Source organism: Mucilaginibacter panaciglaebae, from assembly GCF_039539265.1.
Classification (GTDB): domain Bacteria; phylum Bacteroidota; class Bacteroidia; order Sphingobacteriales; family Sphingobacteriaceae; genus Mucilaginibacter; species Mucilaginibacter panaciglaebae.
Genome location: NZ_BAABCV010000007.1, coordinates 120,263 through 143,572, shown reverse-complemented (window position 1 = coordinate 143,572; position 23,310 = coordinate 120,263). Strand labels below are relative to the sequence as shown.

General features: G+C 42.6%; 17 protein-coding genes. 6 read left to right on the top strand and 11 right to left on the bottom strand.

The genetic code is table 11. The features are described 5' to 3' along the window. The first annotated feature begins 57 nt into the window (after positions 1 to 57). The 4 genes from uvrB to ABD772_RS11150 all read left to right on the top strand — a co-directional run bounded on the left by uvrB (position 58) and on the right by ABD772_RS11150 (position 5,427). Positions 58 to 2,085: an excinuclease ABC subunit UvrB gene (gene uvrB, locus ABD772_RS11165; protein ID WP_345104105.1), complete on the top strand. Its 2,028-nt coding sequence runs from the start codon at positions 58 to 60 to the stop codon at positions 2,083 to 2,085. Between the two features lie 199 nt (positions 2,086 to 2,284). After that, complete coding sequence (locus ABD772_RS11160; RefSeq protein WP_345104102.1) at positions 2,285 to 2,542, top strand: DUF4834 family protein; 258 nt, start codon at positions 2,285 to 2,287, stop codon at positions 2,540 to 2,542. Between the two features lie 6 nt (positions 2,543 to 2,548). Then, positions 2,549 to 2,833 carry a hypothetical protein gene (locus ABD772_RS11155; RefSeq protein WP_345104099.1) on the top strand — a complete coding sequence of 95 codons (285 nt, stop codon included), beginning with the start codon at positions 2,549 to 2,551 and terminating at the stop codon, positions 2,831 to 2,833. Between the two features lie 80 nt (positions 2,834 to 2,913). Beyond that, a complete protein-coding gene (locus ABD772_RS11150; RefSeq protein WP_345104096.1) occupies positions 2,914 to 5,427 on the top strand; it encodes a YfhO family protein in 2,514 nt (837 codons plus the stop codon). Between the two features lie 124 nt (positions 5,428 to 5,551). Here ABD772_RS11150 and ABD772_RS11145 read toward each other — a convergent pair whose 3' ends face one another. Together ABD772_RS11145 and ABD772_RS11140 are read right to left on the bottom strand one after the other, a co-directional pair. Next, positions 5,552 to 6,310, bottom strand: coding sequence for a glycosyltransferase family 2 protein (locus tag ABD772_RS11145; protein WP_345104093.1), 759 nt, complete (start codon positions 6,308 to 6,310; stop codon positions 5,552 to 5,554). Beyond that, positions 6,307 to 7,572 carry a glycosyltransferase family 4 protein gene (locus tag ABD772_RS11140; RefSeq protein WP_345104090.1) on the bottom strand — a complete coding sequence of 422 codons (1,266 nt, stop codon included), beginning with the start codon at positions 7,570 to 7,572 and terminating at the stop codon, positions 6,307 to 6,309. Before ABD772_RS11140 ends, ABD772_RS11145 begins: the two co-directional genes overlap by 4 nt. A gap of 157 nt (positions 7,573 to 7,729) precedes the next feature. Between ABD772_RS11140 and ABD772_RS11135 the strand changes: the two genes are divergently transcribed. Then, positions 7,730 to 8,230: a serine acetyltransferase gene (locus tag ABD772_RS11135; protein WP_345104087.1), complete on the top strand. Its 501-nt coding sequence runs from the start codon at positions 7,730 to 7,732 to the stop codon at positions 8,228 to 8,230. Between the two features lie 20 nt (positions 8,231 to 8,250). Continuing rightward, on the top strand, positions 8,251 to 8,997 hold the full coding sequence (locus ABD772_RS11130; RefSeq protein WP_345104084.1) for a class I SAM-dependent methyltransferase: 747 nt from the start codon (positions 8,251 to 8,253) through the stop codon (positions 8,995 to 8,997). A 106-nt stretch (positions 8,998 to 9,103) separates the two neighbouring features. On the opposite strand, the gene ABD772_RS11125 is transcribed toward ABD772_RS11130, so the two are convergent. The 9 genes from ABD772_RS11125 to typA all read right to left on the bottom strand — a co-directional run bounded on the left by ABD772_RS11125 (position 9,104) and on the right by typA (position 23,130). Further along, a complete protein-coding gene (locus ABD772_RS11125) occupies positions 9,104 to 10,024 on the bottom strand; it encodes a glycosyltransferase (RefSeq protein WP_345104081.1) in 921 nt (306 codons plus the stop codon). Positions 10,025 to 10,027: 3 nt separating this feature from the next. Continuing rightward, the gene (locus ABD772_RS11120) at positions 10,028 to 10,801 is read right to left on the bottom strand and encodes a class I SAM-dependent methyltransferase (RefSeq protein ID WP_345104078.1); all 774 of its coding nucleotides are present in this window, start codon (positions 10,799 to 10,801) and stop codon (positions 10,028 to 10,030) included. A 77-nt stretch (positions 10,802 to 10,878) separates the two neighbouring features. Beyond that, positions 10,879 to 14,832 (bottom strand): T9SS type B sorting domain-containing protein, encoded by a 3,954-nt coding sequence (locus tag ABD772_RS11115; protein WP_345104075.1) that lies wholly within the window; start codon positions 14,830 to 14,832, stop codon positions 10,879 to 10,881. A gap of 237 nt (positions 14,833 to 15,069) precedes the next feature. Further along, a complete protein-coding gene (locus ABD772_RS11110; protein ID WP_345104072.1) occupies positions 15,070 to 16,581 on the bottom strand; it encodes a lipopolysaccharide biosynthesis protein in 1,512 nt (503 codons plus the stop codon). After that, positions 16,578 to 17,714, bottom strand: a complete 1,137-nt coding sequence (locus ABD772_RS11105) for a glycosyltransferase (protein WP_345104069.1) — start codon at positions 17,712 to 17,714, stop codon at positions 16,578 to 16,580. The genes ABD772_RS11110 and ABD772_RS11105 overlap by 4 nt, the downstream gene beginning before the upstream one ends. A 2-nt stretch (positions 17,715 to 17,716) precedes the next feature. After that, positions 17,717 to 18,487, bottom strand: a complete 771-nt coding sequence (locus tag ABD772_RS11100) for a class I SAM-dependent methyltransferase (RefSeq protein WP_345104066.1) — start codon at positions 18,485 to 18,487, stop codon at positions 17,717 to 17,719. 59 nt (positions 18,488 to 18,546) lie between these two features. Next, complete coding sequence (locus ABD772_RS11095; RefSeq protein WP_345104062.1) at positions 18,547 to 19,230, bottom strand: class I SAM-dependent methyltransferase; 684 nt, start codon at positions 19,228 to 19,230, stop codon at positions 18,547 to 18,549. A 325-nt stretch (positions 19,231 to 19,555) separates the two neighbouring features. Next, positions 19,556 to 21,037 carry a LamG domain-containing protein gene (locus ABD772_RS11090; RefSeq protein ID WP_345104059.1) on the bottom strand — a complete coding sequence of 494 codons (1,482 nt, stop codon included), beginning with the start codon at positions 21,035 to 21,037 and terminating at the stop codon, positions 19,556 to 19,558. A 284-nt stretch (positions 21,038 to 21,321) separates the two neighbouring features. After that, positions 21,322 to 23,130, bottom strand: a complete 1,809-nt coding sequence (typA, locus tag ABD772_RS11085; RefSeq protein WP_345104056.1) for a translational GTPase TypA — start codon at positions 23,128 to 23,130, stop codon at positions 21,322 to 21,324. Positions 23,131 to 23,310 lie beyond the last annotated feature (180 nt).

The window sequence follows — 23,310 nt, the reverse complement described above, 5'->3', positions numbered from 1 at the left end:
GTTATTACTAATCTCTAACCTCTGATTAACTGATCGGTAATCAGTATTTTTGTAAAAATGGACTTTAAATTAACATCTCAATATAAACCCACCGGCGACCAGCCTGAGGCCATACGCCAACTGGTTGAAGGTGTAAACAACGGCGACCCCTTTCAAACGCTGCTCGGTGTTACCGGCTCAGGTAAAACTTTTACGGTAGCCAATGTGATACAGCAAACGCAAAAACCCACACTAATATTAAGCCATAATAAGACACTGGCCGCGCAGTTGTATGGCGAATTCAAGCAGTTCTTCCCCGAAAATGCAGTAAATTACTTTGTGTCCTATTACGACTACTATCAGCCGGAGGCATTTATTCCTACTACCAATACCTATATCGAAAAAGATCTGCAGATCAATGACGAGATTGAAAAATTGCGTCTGCGTACTACTTCTGCCTTAATGAGCGGGCGTCGCGACGTGATCGTAGTATCGTCTATTTCTTGTATCTACGGTATGGGTAATCCAGAGGACTTTGCTAACTCGGTGTTTAAGTTTGCGGTAGGTACACGCATCAGCCGCAATGCTTTTTTACACCGATTGGTAGAGATATTATACTCACGCACCACTGCCGATTTTAAACGCGGCACGTTCAGGGTTAAAGGCGATACGGTCGACATTTTTCCGGCATATATGGATCATGCCTACCGTATTTCTTTTTTTGGCGATGATATAGAGGAATTAAGCACCTTCGATATTCAAACCGGAAAAACGCTGGAGAAAATGACACATATGGTGCTTTATCCGGCCAACTTATATGTTGCCCCGCGCGATCGTTTTACGCAATCAATCTGGGCCATACAGGAGGAATTGGAGACCCGAAAAAAGCAATTTATTGACGACGGTCGATATCTGGAAGCCAAGCGTCTGGAAGAAAGAGTTAATTACGATTTAGAGATGATCCGCGAGCTGGGTTATTGCTCGGGTATTGAGAATTACTCACGATTTTTTGATGGTCGTCAACCAGGTGCGCGCCCATTCTGTTTATTGGATTATTTCCCTGACGACTACCTGATGGTGATTGATGAAAGCCACGTAACTGTTCCGCAAATACGGGCCATGTATGGTGGTGACCGTTCGCGCAAAATATCATTGGTTGACTATGGTTTCCGGCTGCCTGCCGCGCTGGATAACCGCCCGCTTAACTTTACCGAATTTGAACGACTGGCGCCACAAACTATTTATGTAAGTGCTACCCCTGCTGATTTTGAATTAGAAAAATCGGGTGGGGTGGTGGTTGAGCAGGTGATACGCCCGACAGGATTGTTGGATCCGGTAATTGATGTTCGTCCGGTGATTAACCAGGTGGATGACCTGCTTGACGAAGTAGATAAAACCGTAAAAATGGGCGATCGGGTATTGGTAACTACCCTTACCAAACGCATGGCCGAAGAACTGGCCAAATACATGGACCGGCTTGGTATCAAGTGCCGGTATATCCACTCGGAAGTTAAAACCCTGCAACGCGTAGAGATATTGCGCGACCTGCGTTTGGGCGTATTTGATGTGCTGATTGGTATTAACCTGCTGCGCGAAGGGCTTGACCTGCCCGAAGTGTCGTTGGTGGCAATTTTAGATGCAGACAAGGAGGGTTTTCTACGTAGTGAACGGTCCTTGATACAGACCATTGGCCGCGCTGCACGTAATGACCGTGGACGGGTAATTATGTATGCCGATAAGATCACCGACTCGATGGACATCACCATGAATGAAACCGCACGCCGCCGCGAGAAACAGATTGCTTACAACGAGAAACATGGTATAACGCCAACAACTGTAGGTAAAACCAGAGCCGAGATCATCGAACAAACCTCGGTGGTCGACTTCCAGGGCGGTGTACAGAAAGCTTATGTAGAGACCGAAACACTCACGTTGGCTGCCGACCCTATTGTTCAGTACATGTCAAAAGCCGACTTGAAGAAATCAATCGATAATACTAAAAAAGACATGCTGGCCGCCGCCAAGGATATGGATTTCCTTCGTGCCGCCAAACTGCGCGATGAGATGTTTGCTTTGGAGAAAATGATGGAAGAAAAGTTTGCATAAAGCAATTGTAATGCTGTGCGATAGCCCGGCAATGACATAACGTTTAATAGGCTTCGTTATCATATATCTTAAATGACAATCCGCTGATGTAACAAGCTTAACATACGGCCGTCTTAAACTAAAGGCTCAATCATAACGAAACAATTTTGACGTTATAATAATTATATTTGCAGCCGCTTTAACAGCAAGAACTTAAGTAATGGAATATATACTTCATTTTATATTTTACGTAATTGCAATATTATATCTGGTAAGGGCTTTACTGCGATGGGCAATACCCGCACTTTTTCAAAGCGTGGTAAATAAGGCTCAGCAACAACACCAGCAAGCTAATTATCAAGGTCGCCGGCAAGAACAAGCCGGACGCATAAAGGTTGATTACGTTCCCGAAAAAAAAGATAAAAGCAATTTCACAGATAAGGCAGGCGAGTTTGTCGACTATGAAGAGGTAAAATAAAAGCCTATGGAACCTAGAAGGGAGTTATTTACACGCAGACGCCGGCATAACAATACCCCAAAGTATGTATTGCTGATCATTGCTAACTACGTTGTTTTTTGCGCCCTTATTACGCTCGATTCAAAGTTAAACTGGTTCTTCTTCCTGACTATCGGCCTGCTTGTGGTTTATAACTACTTTAACATCCGCAGAAATATTGAGGAGTATACCAAGCCTATAGTTATCTCCTATATCGTCAGCATAATCGTGCTTATTATTCTATTTTTTCTTGCTCACAGCCAGATGGCATAAATCCTTTTCAACAATAATTCCTATTGTCAGGCAATTTTCTATTTTTGAGCATTAATTATTATCAATTTAAACGAGCCTAAATGAGCAACTGGTTTAAGCGCAACGGCATTCATTTTGCCATCGGCGCCATTTTTTTTGTTATATGCTTTCTGTATTTAACGCCTGCCTTTCAGGGGAAAGTACTGGGTCAGGCTGACGTAATCGGCGCGCGATCAACCACTACCGAAATTGAGGCCTACAAAGCCAAAGACACCACCATACTCTGGACCAACCAGATATTTGGCGGTATGCCAGCATTCCAGTTATGGGCTCCTTATAAAGCCAATATTACTACACACGTTATTCATGCCTTGAATACGGTGTTCCCCAACCCTATTGATACCTTGCTGCTATTTTTATTCGGTACTTACTTTTTATTCATTGTATTAAAAGTTAATCCCTGGCTGTCAGCAGCGGGTGCTGTAGCTTTTACATTTTCGTCGTATAACATTATCTTGCTGGTAGCCGGACATTCTAACCAGGCATTTGCCATAGCTTATTTTGCACCTTTACTCGGTAGCATTTTGTTAGCTCTTCGTGGCAAACCTATTCTGGGAGGCGCTCTTACCGCGCTTTTCTTGTCGTTGGAGATACGCGCCAACCACGTACAAATGACCTATTACCTTATGCTTGCTATTCTTATTTTAGCAGGCATTGAGCTTTACCACGCTATTAAAGCTAAAACACTTAATAATTACCTTAAATCATTAGCCTACCTGGGCGGTGGTTTAGTAATTGCTTTAATGGTAAATGCTTCTATACTTTGGAGTACCTATGATTATGGTAAAGACACGATACGTGGCCAGTCTAACCTGACCCAACATACCACCGAACCAAGCACCGGTTTGGCTAAAGATTATGCTTACCAATGGAGCCAGGGCGTTACCGAGTGTTTTACCTTCCTGGTACCAAATGCTTACGGTGGCGGTAGCGGCACTGAACACCTCGACCAAAATTCGGCAACAGCCAAAGTTTTCACACAGATGGGACAGCCGGAAGATCGCGCTGTAGGCATTGCCAACCAGATTGCCTCCGGCTCGTCGCAAATAGGGTTACAGGGACTTGGCACTTACTGGGGCAATAAACCCGGCACCAGCGGGCCATTCTATTTCGGCGCTGTTATCTGTTTCTTATTTGTTTTTGGTTTGTTGATTGTAAAGAGCCGCCTGAAATGGTGGATACTTGCTACCGTTATCTTAACCATGCTGTTGTCATTCGGGGGTAACTGGCCGGTGGTTTCAGATCTGTTCTTTAATTACTTCCCGCTGTACAACAAATTCAGGGTAGTTGAATCTATATTATCGGTCGCCGGACTTTGTTTCCCAATTCTGGCCTTCCTGGCGTTGAAAGAAATTATCGAAGCGCCCGACAGCAAAGAAATATTTAAAAAGCTGAAACTGTCTTTCTACATTGTCGGCGGCTTGTTATTAGTTTTAATTGTAGTGCCTGAGCTTTTATTAAGCTTCAGATCGACCGAGCAGGCTAACAGCGTAACTAATCTTACGCAAGCTCTACAAAATGATTCCCGGACAGCTCAAGCGGTTTCAAGCGCTATTGTACAAGACCGTATAAGCCTTGAAAAAGCCGATGCCATACGCTCACTGATATTTGTTGTTGTTGCATTTGGTTTGCTGTTCGCCTTTGCTAAAAAGAAAATCAACGCCACCATTTTGTCGGTTGGCTTCCTGGTATTGGTTTTGGCTGATATGTGGCAGGTTGACAAACGCTATTTGAAATCTGAAGACTTTGCTGACAAACAGGAATCTGTAACGCCACAACCGCGTGAGGTTGATCAGTTTATCCAGCGAGATGCTGATCCTGATTTCAAGGTGTTCGACGCAACAGCACCTTTGTTATATGACACACATAACCCGTTCTTTCACAAATCGTTTGGTGGTTACTCTGCGGCCAGATTAAAACGCTACCAGGAAATCATCGACAATCAATTTACCAAAAGCGTAAACCATGATGTATTGGATATGATGAATGTGAAATACATTATCACTGCCGATCCGAAAACCCAAAACGTAACGATGCAGGCAAACGCTACCGCTTGCGGCCATGCATGGTTTATACAAAAAGTTAAATATGCTAAAAATGCCGATGAGGAAATGCAGGCCATCAGCAGTTTTAACCCTAAGGAAGAAGCTATTATTGATCAGAAATACAAAAGTCTTATCAATGAAAAAGATGCTTTACTGGATACCAATGCTACCATTAAATTGGTGAACTACAGTCCCGACCACATGACCTATCAAAGCAGTTCAAGCGGTTCGCAAATTGCAGTATTTTCTGAGGTTTATTATGACAAGGGCTGGAAAATGTATATCGACGGGCAGGAAGCTCCTTATTTCCGTGCCGATTACATTTTACGTGCTGCACAAATACCGCTGGGTAATCACAAGGTTGAGTTTATCTTCCACCCGGCATCATATTATACCGGCGAGACTATTTCAATGGTAGGATCTATCTTACTGGTATTGTCCCTGGGTTTTGCGGGCTATATCGAAAACAAAAAGAAAACCACACCGCCGGCTAAGGCAGCAAAAGCATAAACAAGACAGGCGATGAGTGATCATCGCCTGTCTTGTTTTTATTACCGCCTGGTTAAGTGTCTACACTTGCGATTGATGCGAAGTGTGCGCAGACGCTTGAACAGGCGCGGGGTGTAGATACGATTTAGTCGTTTGTTCGGCGGTGTTTAAACCAATACCGACCCAGGTTAAAGGCAATGACTACATGATTCAGCAATGTTGGTATCAAACCATAATGCCGTTTCATAATGTCAAAACGCTCCACCAAACTTTGGCGGTGCTTGAATTTTGACATGCCACCTACTTTATATTTGGCCACGTATTGATGCACGTTGACGATGGTCTTAGCTTTTTTAGCAGCATTCAGTATCCAATCAATATCGGCACTTAACTGATATTTTGGATCATAAGCTTTTACCAGGGAGCGTTTGATGTAGATAGCCTGGTGACTGATGCTCATGCCATATTTAAAATCGCGCCAGCTAAAGTTTTCAGGGGCTTTATGGCGGCGCTGGCCAAGGCTTTTATTATTAACGCCAATCATTTCTGTTTCGCCATAATAAATATCGGCATTGGGTGTGGTAGCAAACACATTGGCTACGGTATCTGTAGCATAAAACTCATCGGCCGAGTTCATAAAGATCATGTAATCGCCCGTAGCAAGGCCCAGGCCTTTGTTCATGGCGTCGTAGATCCCTTTATCCGGCTCGCTAACCAGCATGGCTATTTTTTCTTTATATTTTTCGATGATCTGCAGGGTGCCATCGGTTGAGGCACCATCGATCACGATATATTCAATATGCTGGTAGGTTTGGTTAATAACCGACAGCAGCGTGCGCTCAATATCAGCCGCGTTATTATAAACCACGGTGATGACACTCAATATAGGCTGCCCGCTTTTCATTTATTGAGTAATGATTGATAAACGTTGATATATTGTTGCGCGACCTTTTCGTTGGTATAATTATCCAACACCTTTTGCCGCGCGTTGGCCGATAGCTTGACAGTAGCTTCGTTTAATACTTCGCCTAAGCCTTTGGCCATGTCGGCAGCATCTTTAAAAGCAGCCAGGTAACCGTTTTGCTGATGGTCGATCATCTCAGGAATGCCTCCGGTTTCAAACGCCACCACGGGCGTTCCGCAGGCCATGGATTCCATAATAGTATTGGGCAGATTATCCTCCAGCGATGGTGTTACAAAAACATCAGCCACGCTATAAACCTCAGCAAGTTCTTGTTGCGATGTGATTAAATGCAGCTGATGCACGGTAAAGTGCAGCTGAGATATGTCAAAGTCTTTGTTTTTGCCAAAGATGATAATTTCTATTTTTTCGCTACCAGCATATTGACCTTTAAGGATACTCAAGGCTTCCACCAGGTAACCGATACCCTTACGGCGATCATTAATATTGGCAGCCCCAAACAAAATAATTTTAGCTTGGGGGTCGATACCGCGCTTTTGACGGGCGGCAATTTTATCTTTTGGCGAAAAAATATCAATATCGACAGGATTAGGTATCGCTTCGATCCTGAAGTTTTTGATCAACGAGCTTTGTTTAGCTATACTTGCCAGCCATTTACTGCAAGTTATAAAAGTGACATTTGTTGCACCGGCATACATGGCCGCTTTACGTAGCCAGCCCTGATGCGAAATGTCGTGATAACCCGCATCACGCAGGAAGGGGCAATTGCCGCACTCCCTAATAAAACCGTCGCAAGTGCCCGAATAATGGCAGCCACCGGTAAAAGTCCACATGTCGTGCAGGGTCCAAACTATTGGCGTGCCTGTATCAATCAGTACTTTTAAATCGGTAATGGAAAGGAACCCTGAGTTTGTCCAATGCAAGTGGATAATGTCGGCGTCCTTAACCAATTGATGGTCTATCAGGCTTGTACCTGCATTAGCTGTCGAGAAAGCAAATCTTACCGACTTGTCCCGCTCGTGAAATAAAATGAAAGGTATCCGCTCGCGCAAAAAATTGACATTGGCTCTTAGTCGGGTTAAAAAATTGGTGGCGATGCCCACAACCCGCTCATCATTAGTCTTTTTATGCTGAACCAATAACCGAGCCTCTGTTTTTTGCGATACCAGTGCTTTCAGTAAACGAAAGCAGGCAGCAGGTGCGCCGCCTCCGGCATCAGATGTATTGATGAGGGTAACTTTCATTATCACAAGTATACTAAGTAAACCTGAAAGCGTAAAGCTGAAAGTAACCCGCTTATAAAAGCGGCATCTATAATCCATCTAACCAAAACAATTCATAGTATGCCGAAAATTTTTACTTTTGAATATTAATCAAACACACGTCAACGCGTAAACCGGCATGAGTTACTTATTTCAGGATTGGCAATCAAACCGCCGGAATTTCAAGGGGCAACTTGTTCTGTGTATGTTCAGGCTGGTATCGCTCATTAACCGGTCAATGGTGGCCAAAGTAATATTTTTCCCGTATCTGATGCTTTATCGTTATGCGGTTGAGTGGGTTTGGGGCATAGAAATACCGCGCAAAACAAAAATCGGTAGAGGACTGTCGCTTTACCACGGACAGGCTTTAGTGCTTAACCAGGGCGTAATATTGGGCGATAACTGCACATTAAGAAACAGCGTTACCATAGGGCACAAAAAACTGGCTAATGGCACTTTTAGCCGTTGTCCGCGTTTAGGTAATAACGTTGATGTGGGCGCTAACGTAGTAATTATCGGCGATATAGAAATTGGCGATAACGTGGTGATAGGTGCCGGCTCGGTGGTGACCAAAAGCATCCCGGCTAACAGTGTGGTAGTAGGTAACCCAGCACGAATACTGGAGAAAGAAACTTTATAATAAACAGCGAAACTGGATTAATGGATAATAATTTAACTGATCGTTCTTTTTGGAAAGCATTTTGGGAGTCGAGACTGGGGCTGATATTTGATATTAAGCGCGATTATGTTTTTGGTAACATCCTGGGCAAATTAAAAGCCGACAACGGTTACCAAACCGCCGTTGAGCTGGGCGGATTTCCCGGCTATTATGCCGTCTATTTAAAAAAGTATGAAAATATGGATACTACCCTGTTTGATTATTTTGTTCATCAGGGGCTGATCAATCAATTGCTGGAGACTAACGGTTTAAAGGAGGGCGATATCCATATCATTGAAGCCGACCTGTTTGACTACAAGCCCACTCAACAGTACGATATTGTTTCGTCTTTCGGTTTGATAGAGCATTTTAAAGACACTAAAGCCATCATAGAAACGCATCTGCCTTTTCTGCGCGATAGCGGGACACTGTTTATTACCCTGCCAAATTTTAAAAGCATAAACGGCTGGGTACAGCGCCGGTTTGACCGCGAGAATTACGACAAACACTATATCGACTGCATGGACCCTGTCCTGCTGGCTGGTATTTTTAAGGAAGTGGGGTTAAAGAATGTAGAATCATACTACCACGGGAAGTTTTCAATGTGGCTTGAAAACAAATCGCATCAGTCGGCCTTTGCTAAAGCGCTTGTTAAGACGCTGTGGTTTACCGGTAAGATACTTACTAAGATTGCTCCGTTTGAGAGCAAGGCACTGTCGCCTTATATCGTAGTAAAGGGAATGAAGTAGTTCATTTGGCCTGCCGGGACGTCAAAGCATGAGGGATGGCATTGCAAACAGGCGGGCCCGCCTTTACCCTTCGAGGGCCTCAGGGCGCCTCCCCATTTATTTTCAATTACGCTTTTTTAGCCGCTCCCTTAATGCGCCATTGTTTCAATAACCGCATGCCTCGCTGAAGCAAAGTCCCCTTACGCTTTTTCAGGAAATTACGGATGGCAATGTGCGCCTGCTGGTTTTCCTTTATTTCGGTTGGAAAATATTTGATAGGTTTTTCAGCTACATCAACGCCATACATATGTTCAATATTGGAGTGTACCCCCGTGCCGTCATGCCCTATATTATGCACTAACGAATGTGCCGGGTTAAGTGACAATCCGCCGTTCAGAAACATGGACGCATACCAGCGTATGGCCCATGAGTTATTTTTCTTTGTTTTGAATTCTACCATCTGCCGCCAAAAGTTCATGGTATACTCAACAGAAAAATTATACCGTTTTTCAACGTCGAACCGGCTCATCAGCACATCAATATCCGGCTCAAAATTTTTCCAGGCACGCGCCCACGTAGCCCAACCCCAACTGGTGGCTATGCGGTAAAAGAAAGTCTCGGGCAAGCTTCTATCCTCCAACGGATACATATAAGCCCCTATATGCATTACAGTATCATCGGCCAGATATTTATCTAATGCTTCATTAAAATATTGTAGTGTGTATGGCGACGATATCAGGTCATCCTCAAAAACAATAACCTTACCAAACTCAACTACCAACTGACTAACGCCAATGATAATAGAATTAGCCAGACCCATATTCTCTTTACGGGTAATCACTTTAACCGATTTAAACCCGGTAACTTCATTAGCCAGCACACGCACTTCGTCCACCTTCTCTTTGTCAGCCTCAGTCTTTGGCCCGTCCGAAAAAATAAAAAGCTTGCTCTCGGCTGCTAATACGTTTTTTTGTAAATAAGCAATCGTCCGGCGCATATGGTCGGGGCGGTTATAAACAAATAAAGCTATCGGGGCCAGGTTTTGCATAAGTTAAAAGATATCTGGTTGGTGTTCTGCCTTTTTACATAGTACGGTATAGTAGTTCGCAAATTTTTCTTCCAGCTTTTTACCAAAGACGGATGCCGCAACTTTTTTTATGCTATGTTCCAAATCAATCTTAAAGGTGCTCACAAAGTTTTTAGGTTTTTTCAAAGTTTTAAAGGTATAAAACTTAGTTACCTCAGGCGCAATGGTATCGGTCAGGTCTTTTATAATTTCGAAGCCTTCTGTCAGCAATAAATAACGCAATGATGTCGGCGTATAAACGTTGATATGCCCGTAGGCCAGGAAATGTTTAATGCGGGTATCAACACCGGTACGATAATCGCGCGGCACCTCAATTACCACCATTTTTGCTACACGCTTCAATTCGCGTAATAACATTCGCTCGTGCTCCACATGTTCCAATACGTGGGTAAGGATAATCAGGTCCATACTCTCATCGCCAAAAGGCAAATGATAGCCGTCAAACTCCTGTATCGATTTTATGCTGGGAATATTACGTTCTTTAATACGCTCTACGCCGCTTGCAGAAAGTTCAACTGCATGATATTCAGTAGCAAAATTTCTGTCGGACAACAACTTTAAGATCACGCCGTCGCCGGCGCCAACCTCCAGCACTTTATTAAATGTGTAGCCTTTGCAAACTTCTACAATATGCTCAACCTTGTATTTGGCACCCAGCATGCGCCATGTTTCATCATTATTTTCATAATAATTATCGTACGCCGTTTTTAAATTCTCGCTGCTGTTAACTTCCTGCATTTTGGTTTTGTAGTGATTTTTGTGTTGACAAAATTAGCATATAAATGCTAAAACGGACAGTATCGGGCCATCAAATATTACCTGATCAATGATACCCACCCTGACAGCGGTTGAGTGCCATCTTTTAAATCGATCACATAATAATAGGTACCAAACGGTAACGGTTTACCCTGATTGGTGCCATCCCAGGTTTTGGCGTAATTTACGCTTCTGAACACCGCTACCCCGCTGCGGCCAAAGACCGTCAATACACTACCCGGGTACGTAGCAAGCGATGGGATTTCCCATAAATCGTTTTTACCGTCGTTGTTGGGGGTAAAGCCGGTAGGTATGATTACGCGCTCGTAAACATTTATTTTAACCTCGTCGGTGGTTATACTACAACCATGATCTGTTGTGACGGTAAGCGTGTAGGTGGTGGTTTTAGGCGGGGTTACCAGCGGCGCCAGACTATTCGGATCATCAAGATAAGTAGTGGGCGACCAACTGTAATGTGTATCAGCACCGGTAACTTTACCCTCGAGCCGGGTAGATTCGCCTCTGAATATCCGTTTATCGGCTCCTGCATTAACTATAACTCTGGGAACAACGATAACTTTAATCAAGCCTGTAACGCTGCACGAGCCTTCGTTTGATACCGTTACAATGTAAGTAGTGGTAGTTTTAGGAGATGCGCTCAGCGACGCATGATCAGTAGACGATAACCCGTCAGACGGAGACCATTTGTATTGAGTACCACCAGATGCGGTTAGTGTAACATTATCGCCTAAACAAATGTAAACACTATCGGCCGACAGCTTGACAACAGGTGTCTGGAAAATTTTGATAGCTACCACTTTGCTGACCGATGGGACATTACACACCGCTGTGCTCACAGCACGGCGATAATACACCGTTGAGGTTTGCAAAAGCGGAGCGTAATCAGGATAGTTTCCCTGATCGGTGATATCTGAAAACGTGAGGCTGTCAGTCGAGCTTTGCCATTGATAATGCACACCATTGCCGCTTACCTCAGACCCTTTAATAACCTCCGCTTTACCTATATCGCAAAAAACAGTAGTAGCAGGTGCCGTAATAATATTGCTTGAGGCGATTGGCGATACATTTATTGTAAGTATGTTACTATAAAGCGGCGCTGCACAACCACCCGGCACAACAGCAGCCCGACGGTAAGAAGTGGTTTGGGTAATTTCTTTCGGGTCGAGATCTTTACCTTTCTCGTTAGCAATGTCCGTAAAATTGACCCCATTGGTTGAGCTTTGCCATTGGTAGCTAAAACCACTGCCTGTAGCATTGCTACCTGTTATTTTTTTAGGTTTAGCGGGTATCGAACAGATCATAGCCGAATCTGGCACGAATTGAGAAATAGTATTATTAGATACGTTAGCTGTTTGCACACTAACGGTCAAAATATTGCTCATGCTGGGAATACTGCATGAACTGGCACCGGACGATGTTACTACCCTGCGATAATACGTTGTCCCGGTTATTTTTGGCGGATCGAAATCGCGATTCGTCGCACCTGTTATGTCAATGAAATTTACGTTATCTGACGATTGCTGCCATTGGAAAAAAATATCACCCGCACCACCGGCCGGGATGCTGCCAGTTATCATTGACGGATCGGCATTGGCCAGGCACAGTGCGCCATCGGGTGTTGCTTGCGAAATAGTGTTATTGGCAACCGGAGCCAGTTGTTTAATCGTAACTATTATGGCGTTTGAGTTATTCCCGGGGTCGCCGGTGTAACACGGCCCTGACAACACCTCACGCTTAAAAAAAGTTGTCTTGGTAAGTACACCGGGCTTGTAATCAGCGCTGGTAGCGCCAGGTATGTTTTGAAAATCATTTGTAGTTGTCGATTTCCATTGATAGGTGTAAACACCAGTGCCGCCTGTAGGTGATCTGTCGCTGGTTAACGTGCCAGGATCGCCCGAATTGCAAAACTCAGTTGCACCGGTAGCATGTATCGTAATATTATCCAAACGGGCAACTGCTGTAAACGTCATAGTCGGGCTTATTGACGGAATGTTGCATCCTGGTATCCTGACTACTCGCCTTACATAAAAAGTCCTGAGATAACTTATCGCACCAAGATTTTGTTGAGAAGGTGTACTCACAGGAGATGTTAATAAAGCCGTCCAGTTGACGGTGTCAAAAGACATTTGCCAGTCGTAGCTATAGGGCCCACCCCCACCCCCGGTAGGCAAACTCCCATTTAAATGTAAAGCACCGGCTCCCCCGCAACCTGATAGGGGCTCAGTAGGCGGAATGATAAAGTTATTTTGTATGGTGAGAGGCTTTGATGGATCTACCGTAAGCACGTTACTTAAAGAAGGTGTTACGCATGGTCCTGAAAACACCTTTCGCAGGTAATATACCACACCGGTTTCAGCAGGTGGAGAGTAATCTTTGGCGGTCTCACCAAATATCTCTGTGTAATGAAGGCTATCCGTTGATCGTTGCCACTCATAAGTATAAGTATCTATACCACCGGTAGGGGTCGATCCCTGTAAGGTACCGGCGCTACCACCACAATTAGCCGGGTTAACAATAACATTATTAACTATAGGCTTAGGTTGGCTATATTCAGCTAAAAACATATCAGTACTACCTTTGGCAGATTCATTAAATGTGGTACAAGCCCCGCCAAAAGCACTACTAGAGCAAAATGTGCCTATCATCATGACCTTATTATTATTGGTTATTGCCAAAGCATTACTTTGGATAGCGCAAGAATTATTACCTACATTAGTATTAACTACAATGTTACCATCTGTTTGATTGTATTTAGCCAGAAACAAATCTTGCTGGCCATGATAATTGACAATAGAAGTATTTGCATTAGTACTAAAATCAATGGATCCTGTGAAATATCCGGTCACATAATAATACTGATTGTCGGTAGTTATACCTATATCTGTAGGAACAATGGATCCGCCTGCTTTACCAATGTTTTTATTCAAAGTTAAAAGGCCGGCTGATGTATATCTGGCAACAAAAAGGTCTGTATTACCTTTAGCAGTTAATGAAGTGCTTGTGTTAAACTTTGCCGTACCAGTAAAAGCACCGGCGACGTATATGTTATCGGAGCCATCTAAACTCATGTTGATGTTATTATTACTGGAAACAGCTGTATTTGGAAAACCTTGCTCAATGTCTTTCACCCAGTTTAGCTTACCATCGGGCAAATATTGAGCAATATACATTGCCTTTTGCGGGGCGCTTAGGGCATAAGCGGGCCCAAGCGGGTTAAAATTAATTGGTCCGTTTAAGAAACCGATAACATCGATATTCCCATTCCTGTCAACAGCAACACCTGATGCAGTATTTTCAACGCCGGTGTATCCAAGATCTAAAGCAAACACTACATTGCCGGTCAGATCATATTTAACAAGCATTCCATCGGTGGTACCTTTTGCGGTATAGCTGGTACCTCCAACATCAACAGTAGATTGAAATTGTAATGCGACATAAACACCCGCGCCGTCGCTGGCTACTTTATTACCGAAGTCGTCGTTTGTACCACCAATAGTTTTGGCCCAAATAAATCCGGCATTTTGATTAAGGTGGGTTATAAATACATCACTACCGCCAAATGATGTCAGCGCATTTATACCTATAGTTGGACCAGCATCCACGGCCCCTGAAAAATTCCCGATAATGGTAATGGAACCATCGGTGCCAATCGTTAAGGCTGTGGGTTTAACATTTGTACCCCCCAGGGTGTAGGCCCATACATATGTGCCATCTGCTTTATACTTAACTATAAACCCCGAAGTAGAACCCGGCGGGCTCCCTAAATTTGCTGTGGATGCCGACGGATCAAAATCAACAGTACCCGTAAAATAGCCGATTACATACACATTGCCAGAGGCATCAGTCTTTACGGCTGTCGCGGTCGTGCTATTGCCGGGGCTACCTATATCATTAAACCATTCGGGCGACAACACCGCTGACTGGCAAAAGCCAGCCACCGGCAAAATAGCCAGGCAAAAAATTATTAATATATATCTCAGGCCGGGCGTCACTGGGCATAATTGAAACGAACAAGTTACAAAAAACCATTTGATAAAACAATTATATTCAGTATGGACAGTATTAATTAACGTTTCCACGTATCCTGACACATTTCAGAATCGCCCCTCACGTCATTGTAATGACAGAGAGTTGTTTGGGCGTTTATAAAACACGGGCGGCTTAGCTATAAGCATAGCTAAAGCTATGACGGTTTAACGCGCGGGCAAAATGAGCAGCGAAAACTACTATCAGATTTTATTTGAACGTTTTAAAACACCGTCAATTAACTGATTTACGTCATCAGATATTTTAAGCAGATACGCCAGTGATATATAAATGACTCCAACTATTGATGACCGTAAGATCAAATCAATATATACATTATGGCCCAGGGGTAAATATAAGCCGGTTATCAGTGCTATTACGCTTATAATAATGATTAATACATGGGTCTTGCCAAAAGGCTGCAGCCCGAATTTCACTTTTACAAATATCCAATACAAAAAATTAAGAACAAACGTAGTCAAGAAATAGGCCGCGGCCGCCCCCATCATGCCTATACGTGGTATCAGCAGCCAATTTGCTGCAATACAAAAAAGCACCGAACCCACTATAAAGTAGGTAGTGTACCGGTAATATTTAGAAAGATTAACAATATAGCCATTCACTCCACCGGTTATATCAGTTAAAAATCCGAGACCTACTACTACAAATACATCAAAATAAGCCCGGTATTCGTTTTTGTGTAATAGCACCATAATGAAGGGCTTGTTTACAATAAGGCCAATAAATAATAACGACCCGATAAGCATTTGCATTACCGATGTCTTGTAATAGATCTTGCCAATTTTAGGCAGGTTATTATCGGCCCAGGCCTGGGCAATAATTTGCAGTGATGTGCGGTTTAAAGCCTTGGCCGGCAAACTGATAACTAATGCTATAGCAAAAAAGGCAGTATAAATGCCGAGTATTTTTAAATCCTTAGTTATATCCAGCAACATTATATTGTCAAGCGACTGTATAAGCGCTGCCGATGTGCTGCTTAACAATGTAAAAAAGCCATACTTAATAAACTCTTTTTTTTTGCTGACTATTTGCGGTGATATACCGGCAAGTTTAAAATCCCGCCCCTTATATATATATAATAGCATAATGGCTATCATAGCTACATTACCAGAGAGATAGATGGATAAAAAATCATGATAATTTATAAGTGATGCCCCGATCAACAATACACTTACCAGTGTAAATACCCGCAAAAAAACCTCACGTAAAAATGAGGACAATATGTTTTTAAAAACGGTGATGGCCAAGCTCTCCAGCACTGTAAAAACCATCGTTAAAAAGGCGAGCGGAATTAAGTAATAAAAATATTGCACCAGTAGCTTCGCACCGGGGGCTAATTCATCCGAACCTGGTTTTCTGCTGTAATGATTTACAATTGCCCCCTGGAAGTACAGGAAAACTAAAGTAAAGATCACAAAACTTATAACGCACCAAACAATTACAAAGGTTACAAAGCCGCCGTGCTTTTTATCGTCGCTACGAAAATGAGGCAGGTATTTAAATATGATATTGTTTATACCTACCGATGCTATTTGAGCATACAGTAAGGTAATAGTATTCATGATGGTGAAAAAGCCTATCTCCTCGAGCGTTAAAATTCGCTGAAATAAAATCGTCAAATTAATAAAGCCAAGGGCAGTACCGGCATATAGTATAATGCTGTTATAAAAGCCTTGTCTCTTTAGTAAATTCATTTGCCTCTTTTTTGTGCGATGCTGCTTTGTATGATGCTATCAAGCAACGCTATGCGCAACTTAATATGATAGTTGTTTATCATGTGCTCCCGGCCGGCTCTGCCTAATTGAACAGCCAGTTCGGGCGACTCAGCCAATTTAATCATTCCCTGGGCCATACCGTCAATGTCATGCTCGTCAGTTAAAAACCCGGTCACACCATCAATAACGGCTTCTTTGATACCGGCATGACGTGTTGATACTACCGGCAGGCCTGATGAAGAAGCTTCTAACACAGAAACCGGCGTACCCTCGCTGTCGCCATTAGCAGCAGTAACCGAATGCTGTACATAAGCGCGTGCATTTTTTATCAACTCCTTAATCTGCGCCTTGTTCAATACCCCGGCTAAAGTTATCTGTGATTGCAGATTTAAGGCTGTAATCAGCCTTTGGGTCTCATCAAACAGTGGGCCGTTGCCAACCATCCACAATCTGGCGTCCTGAAATTTATCAGCTACAATCTTGAACGCTTTTACTACTGATGAGGGCGATTTTTTTTCGACAAACCGCCCAATTGCCAAAAAGTTGCGCGGCGATTTGGAGATATCCGCCAACGGGAAATCTTCAGTATCAATACCACACGAAGCGTTATATATCTTATCGGCAGGAGCGCCTATTTCCTTTAATTTTTCAACCATGTCTGCCGATACGGAAATCAGAGCACTTGCATAATTGAAGGAATCATGGTAAAGGTCTTTATAATCTTCAACTACTTTGCTTTCATAAACATCGGCACCGTGATAGTGAATAATAAGCGGGATTCCGGCCTGTTTGCAAGCCTCGGTTACCATCGCACCAACCATGCCATACTCGGCAAACACGGCATCTACCTGTTTTTCGAGTAAATAGCGTTTCAGGGCATTTGTCCTTACAGCGATGCTTTTGCGCTTTAAAATCTTTTTTTGAAACAAATAGCTGAGCAGCCCCCATTTTGACTGGATAAGTGGCTTATCCTCATTGTCATAAACCGGGAAAGCTCCGCCATACAGCACCAACTTATTGCCGGCCAGCATGTCGATATGCGCCTGTACAAATGTTTCTGAAAAAGTGGATTTATTAGGCTTTATAATGCACAATGTATAGCCGCCACTCATGTCTATCCTAATTTGCGACGAACAAAAGCTTTACGGAAATAACTACCCAGTTTAGCCTTTGCCTTTCCAATTATTCTTTTTGACCTTTGAGCTGCAGTCACCGGTTTTGGTGTAAAAAACGCGGTTAAGAAATCATCATTCTTTTCAAGCACAATATGGGTATAATCTGCAGTGTGCCAAACATCTTTTTGATGGTAAAGTATCACCTCAGTGCCTGTGTCTTCTGCCAGTTTACCTACAACACTAAAGGTTATATGTTCATCAACCGGCTGCATGGTTTCAGGGCGATTAACCAAACACCATTTAAGGTTATGCGGGGTAGGTACAGTCAGTATTATTTTCCCTTTGTTCTTTAATATTTTTGCTAAAGCCCCATGTACTACAGGTCTGTCTTCGACAGCTATATGTTCATAAACATCCATAAAAACAATCAGGTCAAACTGATCGTCTTTAAATGTTTCAGGGGTTAATATGGTTTCTCTAAAATCAAGCTTATCATCAGCAAACAGTTTTTGCGCGATCTGGATAGACATGGTACTAATATCGATACCTGTAACATGGGCATTTGGCCAGCGCTTGTGCATGCGGTTACAAATGCTGCCCATGCCGCAGCCTACTTCTAAAATACGTACAGGCTGTTTAGGTGCAAAACGAGTAATGGTTTCCCATCCAAACTCTATGCGCGGATTAACGATGACATAGTCGTTCAGTTTATATTTAACGTGTTCATCATAATATGACACTACGTTTTCACGGTCTACTTTTTCTTCCATTTATAATTACCAGAAAATAGATTTGCTCTAGTCAGTCAACAAAAGTACTTAAATATTCATTATAGTGGTTTTTGGGCAACCACAATATACAGAGCACTGTCTCGATCGCGCTGAGCCTGAGTGTGAATTTTATCAAACAAATTAATTACACCCTGCATAATAACAGACCATACCGGTACCAAAAACCGCGGCAATTTGAATAATATACCATCCTGAAACAATTGGAACCCGCTTGCAGTAAGACCTAATACACCTGTGAATGAGCTTATAGCAAAGGCTTCTTTTTCGACAGTCTTTCTTAATCCGGCTCCGGTCCAACGCCAATAATCATTTGGAGTGGGATGATACAGCCAATAGCCATGTGTAGTTAAGATCATAGAGCCGCCTGGTTTTAATAAACGCCAGGCTTCTTGCAAATAACCTTCCGGCGAATCAACATGTTCTAATACCTGGTTTGATAGGATAATGTCAGCATAATTATCTGGCAGTGTAGTTTTGCTATCAAAATCTATATGATGGTCTGCCTTAGGGTTCATCTCCAGGTCAACGCCCACATATTTACCTACATGCGGCTCAATAACAGGTTTATATGGCATGTCGCCACAACCAAAATCTATTAAAACAGAATCTTTATTGTTAGCGGTAAGCTCTTCAATTTTTTTAACGGTTGCATCCCTTAATTGTGTAAGTACTACATAACGCGGGTTGAATATACTGGGATACAGGCGGTCATTACCTTTCATCCGGCTAAGTTAATTCTTTTTTATTCAGCTATAAAAATCCTTGTTTACAATTAGGGTAAACCTTGCTACTTGTCGTAAATGTACAGTTTTTGTATACCATTAAAGCTTAAAGCCGGCTGTACAGGCATATATCGTCAAGCGCTCCATAAAGATGGTATCCATCACAAGCTAAAAAATATTTCTATCGATGTTTTAGTCTTATAAATCAGCTTGTTAACAATATCCTTACGCCATTTATTTAGTCCACCGTTAGTCAATTACAAAAAAACAGCCAAACAAAAGAGCCGCGGAAAGCGGCTCTTTTTACTCAACAATTTAATTGTTTTTAAAATTGTGTGTTTTTTATGGTATTGATTTCGGTTGAGGTAAGAGCCTTATTGTAAATCCTTATATCATCCAGATTTCCATTAAAGAAATAGTTAGGACCCAGGTCATCGCGTCCTATAACCAAACCATTAGTTACTGAAGTTGGTGTTGGGAAAACACCAGAATAGCTTCCTGCCGCAACTCCATCCACATAATGGGTAAGCAACCCGGTTGAATATTGGTAAGTTACTGTAACCATATGCCAGCTACCTGCAGTAATGGCTGTTGTACCGGTTGAACTGGTCATTCCACCTCCTGGGCCAAAGAAATCATAGCCAGACGTTGTTATGCTCCATCCCCAACCTCCGGCAGTTGATGAACGCTTGGCCATTATCTGCATTGCCGAGCCTAAAGTGGGTACTTTAACCCAGGCATTTAGCGTAAAGTCAGTATTATTTAAACGCAGGTTGCCAAATGCAGCCAGGTCAGGAGCAGTAATATAGCTGCTGGTTCCATTGAAGTTATACGCACTGTTGGCATTACCAAAACGATCGCCTACGGCAAGCGTATTGTATGGTGTACCAAAAAAATGATTACCGGAAAGATCATCTGCATTGTTGTCGAGCGACCAATACGCAAGTAATCCTGTCGGATTAGGTGCATTGTATAAAACACCAAGATCAGCGGCATTAAATGCCACACTATATATTCTTGCATCATCCATAGCACCAATAAATGCAGCGTTATTTGGAGTTGCTAACTGATCAAATCCGAAATGTACATTGGAATTAGAGGTAGAGCTAGGCGACGCTATTCCGGTGGTTGTGCCGCTAAGAACGCCATCTATATAAAAAAGTATTTCATTGGCAGAATACAAGTAAACAGTTGAAACCATGTGCCATGTATTTAAACTCACAGTGCCGGTGCTATAAGCCGTTGAAGAACAATTGCTGAATAACAAATGACCATGACCTGCCGAAAAAGTATCACCCGAAACACTGAAATACCAACCATCAGTGGCAGGATAACGTTTATCCATTATTCGTGAATCATTCCCTGTATTATAACTATCTAATTTAATCCAGATATTTAATGTGAAATCTGTTCCGGAAAGTCGCAAATCATTAGGGTAATAACTTGTAGTCGAAAATCCATCAGGATATGTTCCTGTTACCGGTATGTAAACAGCAGCATTAGCATTTCCATAACGATCTGTGGCACCCGTAATATAAGGGCCGAATGAAAGGACATGGTTATTTGGCCCCGCATCTTCTGTTGATTGCCCAGTGCCATATCCGCCCGGACTAGTTCCATAAATAAGTGGCCACGAAGCAAGTAGATTGCCATCCAGGCTTTGAATTTTTTGCGGCCGGGCATTTGATGTTTGCGGGCTGGGTTGATTTAAGTTACTGTTTGTTTTTGCATCTTTCTTGCAGGAAGGCATCAGAAACGCGCCAACCGCCAATGCGGCCAGTAAGCCGCTTTTTGTAAGGTTTTTCATTTGTTTTAAGATTTAGGTTAACTTGTTGAGTTAATCAAATATAAGAGAACAGAAATGAAAAAACCAAATAAAATTTACTTTTAGTTACAAACGAAATCCAACAACTTCAAAAAATAACATATAAACGAATTAAAATAAATAATTTGTTAATTATAAATTAACTCACAATTAATGTTTGTTTATAACAGACGCATTAACAGGTTTTCAGAAGACGTCTCTCCCCAAACATCAACAAAAAAGGCCCCGTAATATGGAGCCTTTTAAGAGGTAACAAACTTGCAGTATTAGGACTGAAATTTCTTAGCGTTTACTTTACGCTCGTTTTCATTCAGGTATATTTTACGCATGCGGATGCTTTGAGGCGTAACCTCAATGTATTCATCAGCCTGGATATACTCCATTGATTCTTCTAACGAGAATTTGATAGCGGGCGCAATACGGACATTGGTATCACTACCAGATGCACGCATGTTGGTTAACTGCTTACCTTTGGTTAAGTTAATAACCAAGTCGTTATCGCGGATGTGTTCGCCCAATACTTGACCTTCGTAAATATCAACACCCGGATCAATAAAGAAACGGCCGCGATCTTGTAATTTGTCAATTGCAAAGGCGGTAGTTTTACCGGTATCCATTGATACCAATACACCGTTCGACCGACCCGGAATAGTGCCTTTCCAAGGCTCATAAGCTTTAAAGCGATGCGCCATAATAGCCTCGCCGCCGGTAGCGGTCAATACGTTGTTACGCAAACCAATGATACCGCGTGCAGGTATTTCAAACTCCAGGTGTTGTAAATCGCCTTTAGGTTCCATTACTAACAGGTCGCCTTTACGCTGCGTTACCAGCTCAATAACCTTACCTGCTACATCAGACGGAACATCAACAATCAAAGTCTCAACCGGCTCACATTTAACCCCGTCAATTTCTTTAATAATAACCTGTGGCTGGCCCACTTGTAACTCGTAGCCCTCGCGACGCATAGTCTCGATCAATACAGATAAGTGAAGAATACCACGTCCATATACTAAATAAGAGTCAGGCGATTCGGTTTCGACAACTTTAAGCGCCAGGTTTTTCTCCATCTCTTTATACAAACGGTCTCGCAGGTGGCGTGAGGTTACAAATTTACCTTCTTTACCAAAGAAAGGCGAAGTGTTGATGGTGAACAACATGTTCATGGTAGGCTCATCAATATGAATAACCTCAAGCTGCTCCGGTTTCTCAAAATCAGCTATGGTATCGCCAATATCAAAACCCTCAATACCTACAACAGCGCAAATATCGCCTGCACTTACTTGGGTAGCTTTAACTTTACCTAAGCCTTCAAAAGTATAAAGTTCTTTTATTCTTGTTTTCTGGATAGTACCATCACGTTTTACCAATGATACCGGCATATTTTCTTTAATAACGCCACGTGCAACACGGCCAATAGCGATACGGCCCACAAACGAAGAATAATCTAACGATGTGATTTGCATTTGTAAAGAGCCTTCATTTATAGGTGCCGGTGGAATGTTCTCCAAAATAGCATCCATCAACGGGAATATATCAGTGGTTGGTTTTTTGTAATCCATACTCATCCAACCTTGTTTGGATGAACCATAAATTACCGGAAAGTCCAGCTGCTCTTCAGTAGCCTCAAGGTTAAAGAACAACTCGAAGATTTGCTCATAAACTTCTTCAGGGCGACAGTTTTCCTTATCGACTTTGTTTACAACGACAATAGGCTTTAAACCTAAAGCTAAAGCCTTTTGGGTTACAAAGCGTGTTTGAGGCATAGCGCCTTCAAAAGCATCGCAAAGCAACAATACGCCATCAGCCATTTTCAATACACGTTCAACCTCGCCACCAAAGTCGGCGTGGCCCGGTGTATCTATAATGTTGATCTTAACGTCCTTGTACATTACCGAGACGTTTTTTGACACGATGGTGATACCTCGTTCGCGCTCCAGGTCGTTATTATCCAATATCAGCTCTCCGGTCTCTTGTCCTTCGCGGAAGATAGCGCAGCTGTGCAGAATTTTATCAACCAAAGTAGTTTTACCGTGGTCAACGTGTGCGATAATCGCAATGTTTCTTATTTTTTGCATGAAATGCCTTTAAAATTTGGCGCAAAGGTACGGCTAATTTATGGCAAATGAAAGAGTTTGCACCTTTTTAACGCAAGCATAATTCAGCAAAAAGTAAAATTACCGGTTAACACATAACATACCGGTACCGTGCACGTTTCTTAATAAAATGTGTAATTTTGCGACTATGAATATACAGGC

Bases quoted from the DNA above. Each gene is read 5' to 3' on its own strand.
- uvrB (WP_345104105.1), top strand. From the start codon at position 58: ATGGACTTTAAATTAACATCTCAATATAAACCCACCGGCGACCAGCCT.
- ABD772_RS11160 (WP_345104102.1), top strand. From the start codon at position 2,285: ATGGAATATATACTTCATTTTATATTTTACGTAATTGCAATATTATAT.
- ABD772_RS11155 (WP_345104099.1), top strand. From the start codon at position 2,549: ATGGAACCTAGAAGGGAGTTATTTACACGCAGACGCCGGCATAACAAT.
- ABD772_RS11150 (WP_345104096.1), top strand. From the start codon at position 2,914: ATGAGCAACTGGTTTAAGCGCAACGGCATTCATTTTGCCATCGGCGCC.
- ABD772_RS11145 (WP_345104093.1), bottom strand. From the start codon at position 6,310: ATGAAAAGCGGGCAGCCTATATTGAGTGTCATCACCGTGGTTTATAAT.
- ABD772_RS11140 (WP_345104090.1), bottom strand. From the start codon at position 7,572: ATGAAAGTTACCCTCATCAATACATCTGATGCCGGAGGCGGCGCACCT.
- ABD772_RS11135 (WP_345104087.1), top strand. From the start codon at position 7,730: ATGAGTTACTTATTTCAGGATTGGCAATCAAACCGCCGGAATTTCAAG.
- ABD772_RS11130 (WP_345104084.1), top strand. From the start codon at position 8,251: ATGGATAATAATTTAACTGATCGTTCTTTTTGGAAAGCATTTTGGGAG.
- ABD772_RS11125 (WP_345104081.1), bottom strand. From the start codon at position 10,024: ATGCAAAACCTGGCCCCGATAGCTTTATTTGTTTATAACCGCCCCGAC.
- ABD772_RS11120 (WP_345104078.1), bottom strand. From the start codon at position 10,801: ATGCAGGAAGTTAACAGCAGCGAGAATTTAAAAACGGCGTACGATAAT.
- ABD772_RS11110 (WP_345104072.1), bottom strand. From the start codon at position 16,581: ATGAATTTACTAAAGAGACAAGGCTTTTATAACAGCATTATACTATAT.
- ABD772_RS11105 (WP_345104069.1), bottom strand. From the start codon at position 17,714: ATGAGTGGCGGCTATACATTGTGCATTATAAAGCCTAATAAATCCACT.
- ABD772_RS11100 (WP_345104066.1), bottom strand. From the start codon at position 18,487: ATGGAAGAAAAAGTAGACCGTGAAAACGTAGTGTCATATTATGATGAA.
- ABD772_RS11095 (WP_345104062.1), bottom strand. From the start codon at position 19,230: ATGAAAGGTAATGACCGCCTGTATCCCAGTATATTCAACCCGCGTTAT.
- ABD772_RS11090 (WP_345104059.1), bottom strand. From the start codon at position 21,037: ATGAAAAACCTTACAAAAAGCGGCTTACTGGCCGCATTGGCGGTTGGC.
- typA (WP_345104056.1), bottom strand. From the start codon at position 23,130: ATGCAAAAAATAAGAAACATTGCGATTATCGCACACGTTGACCACGGT.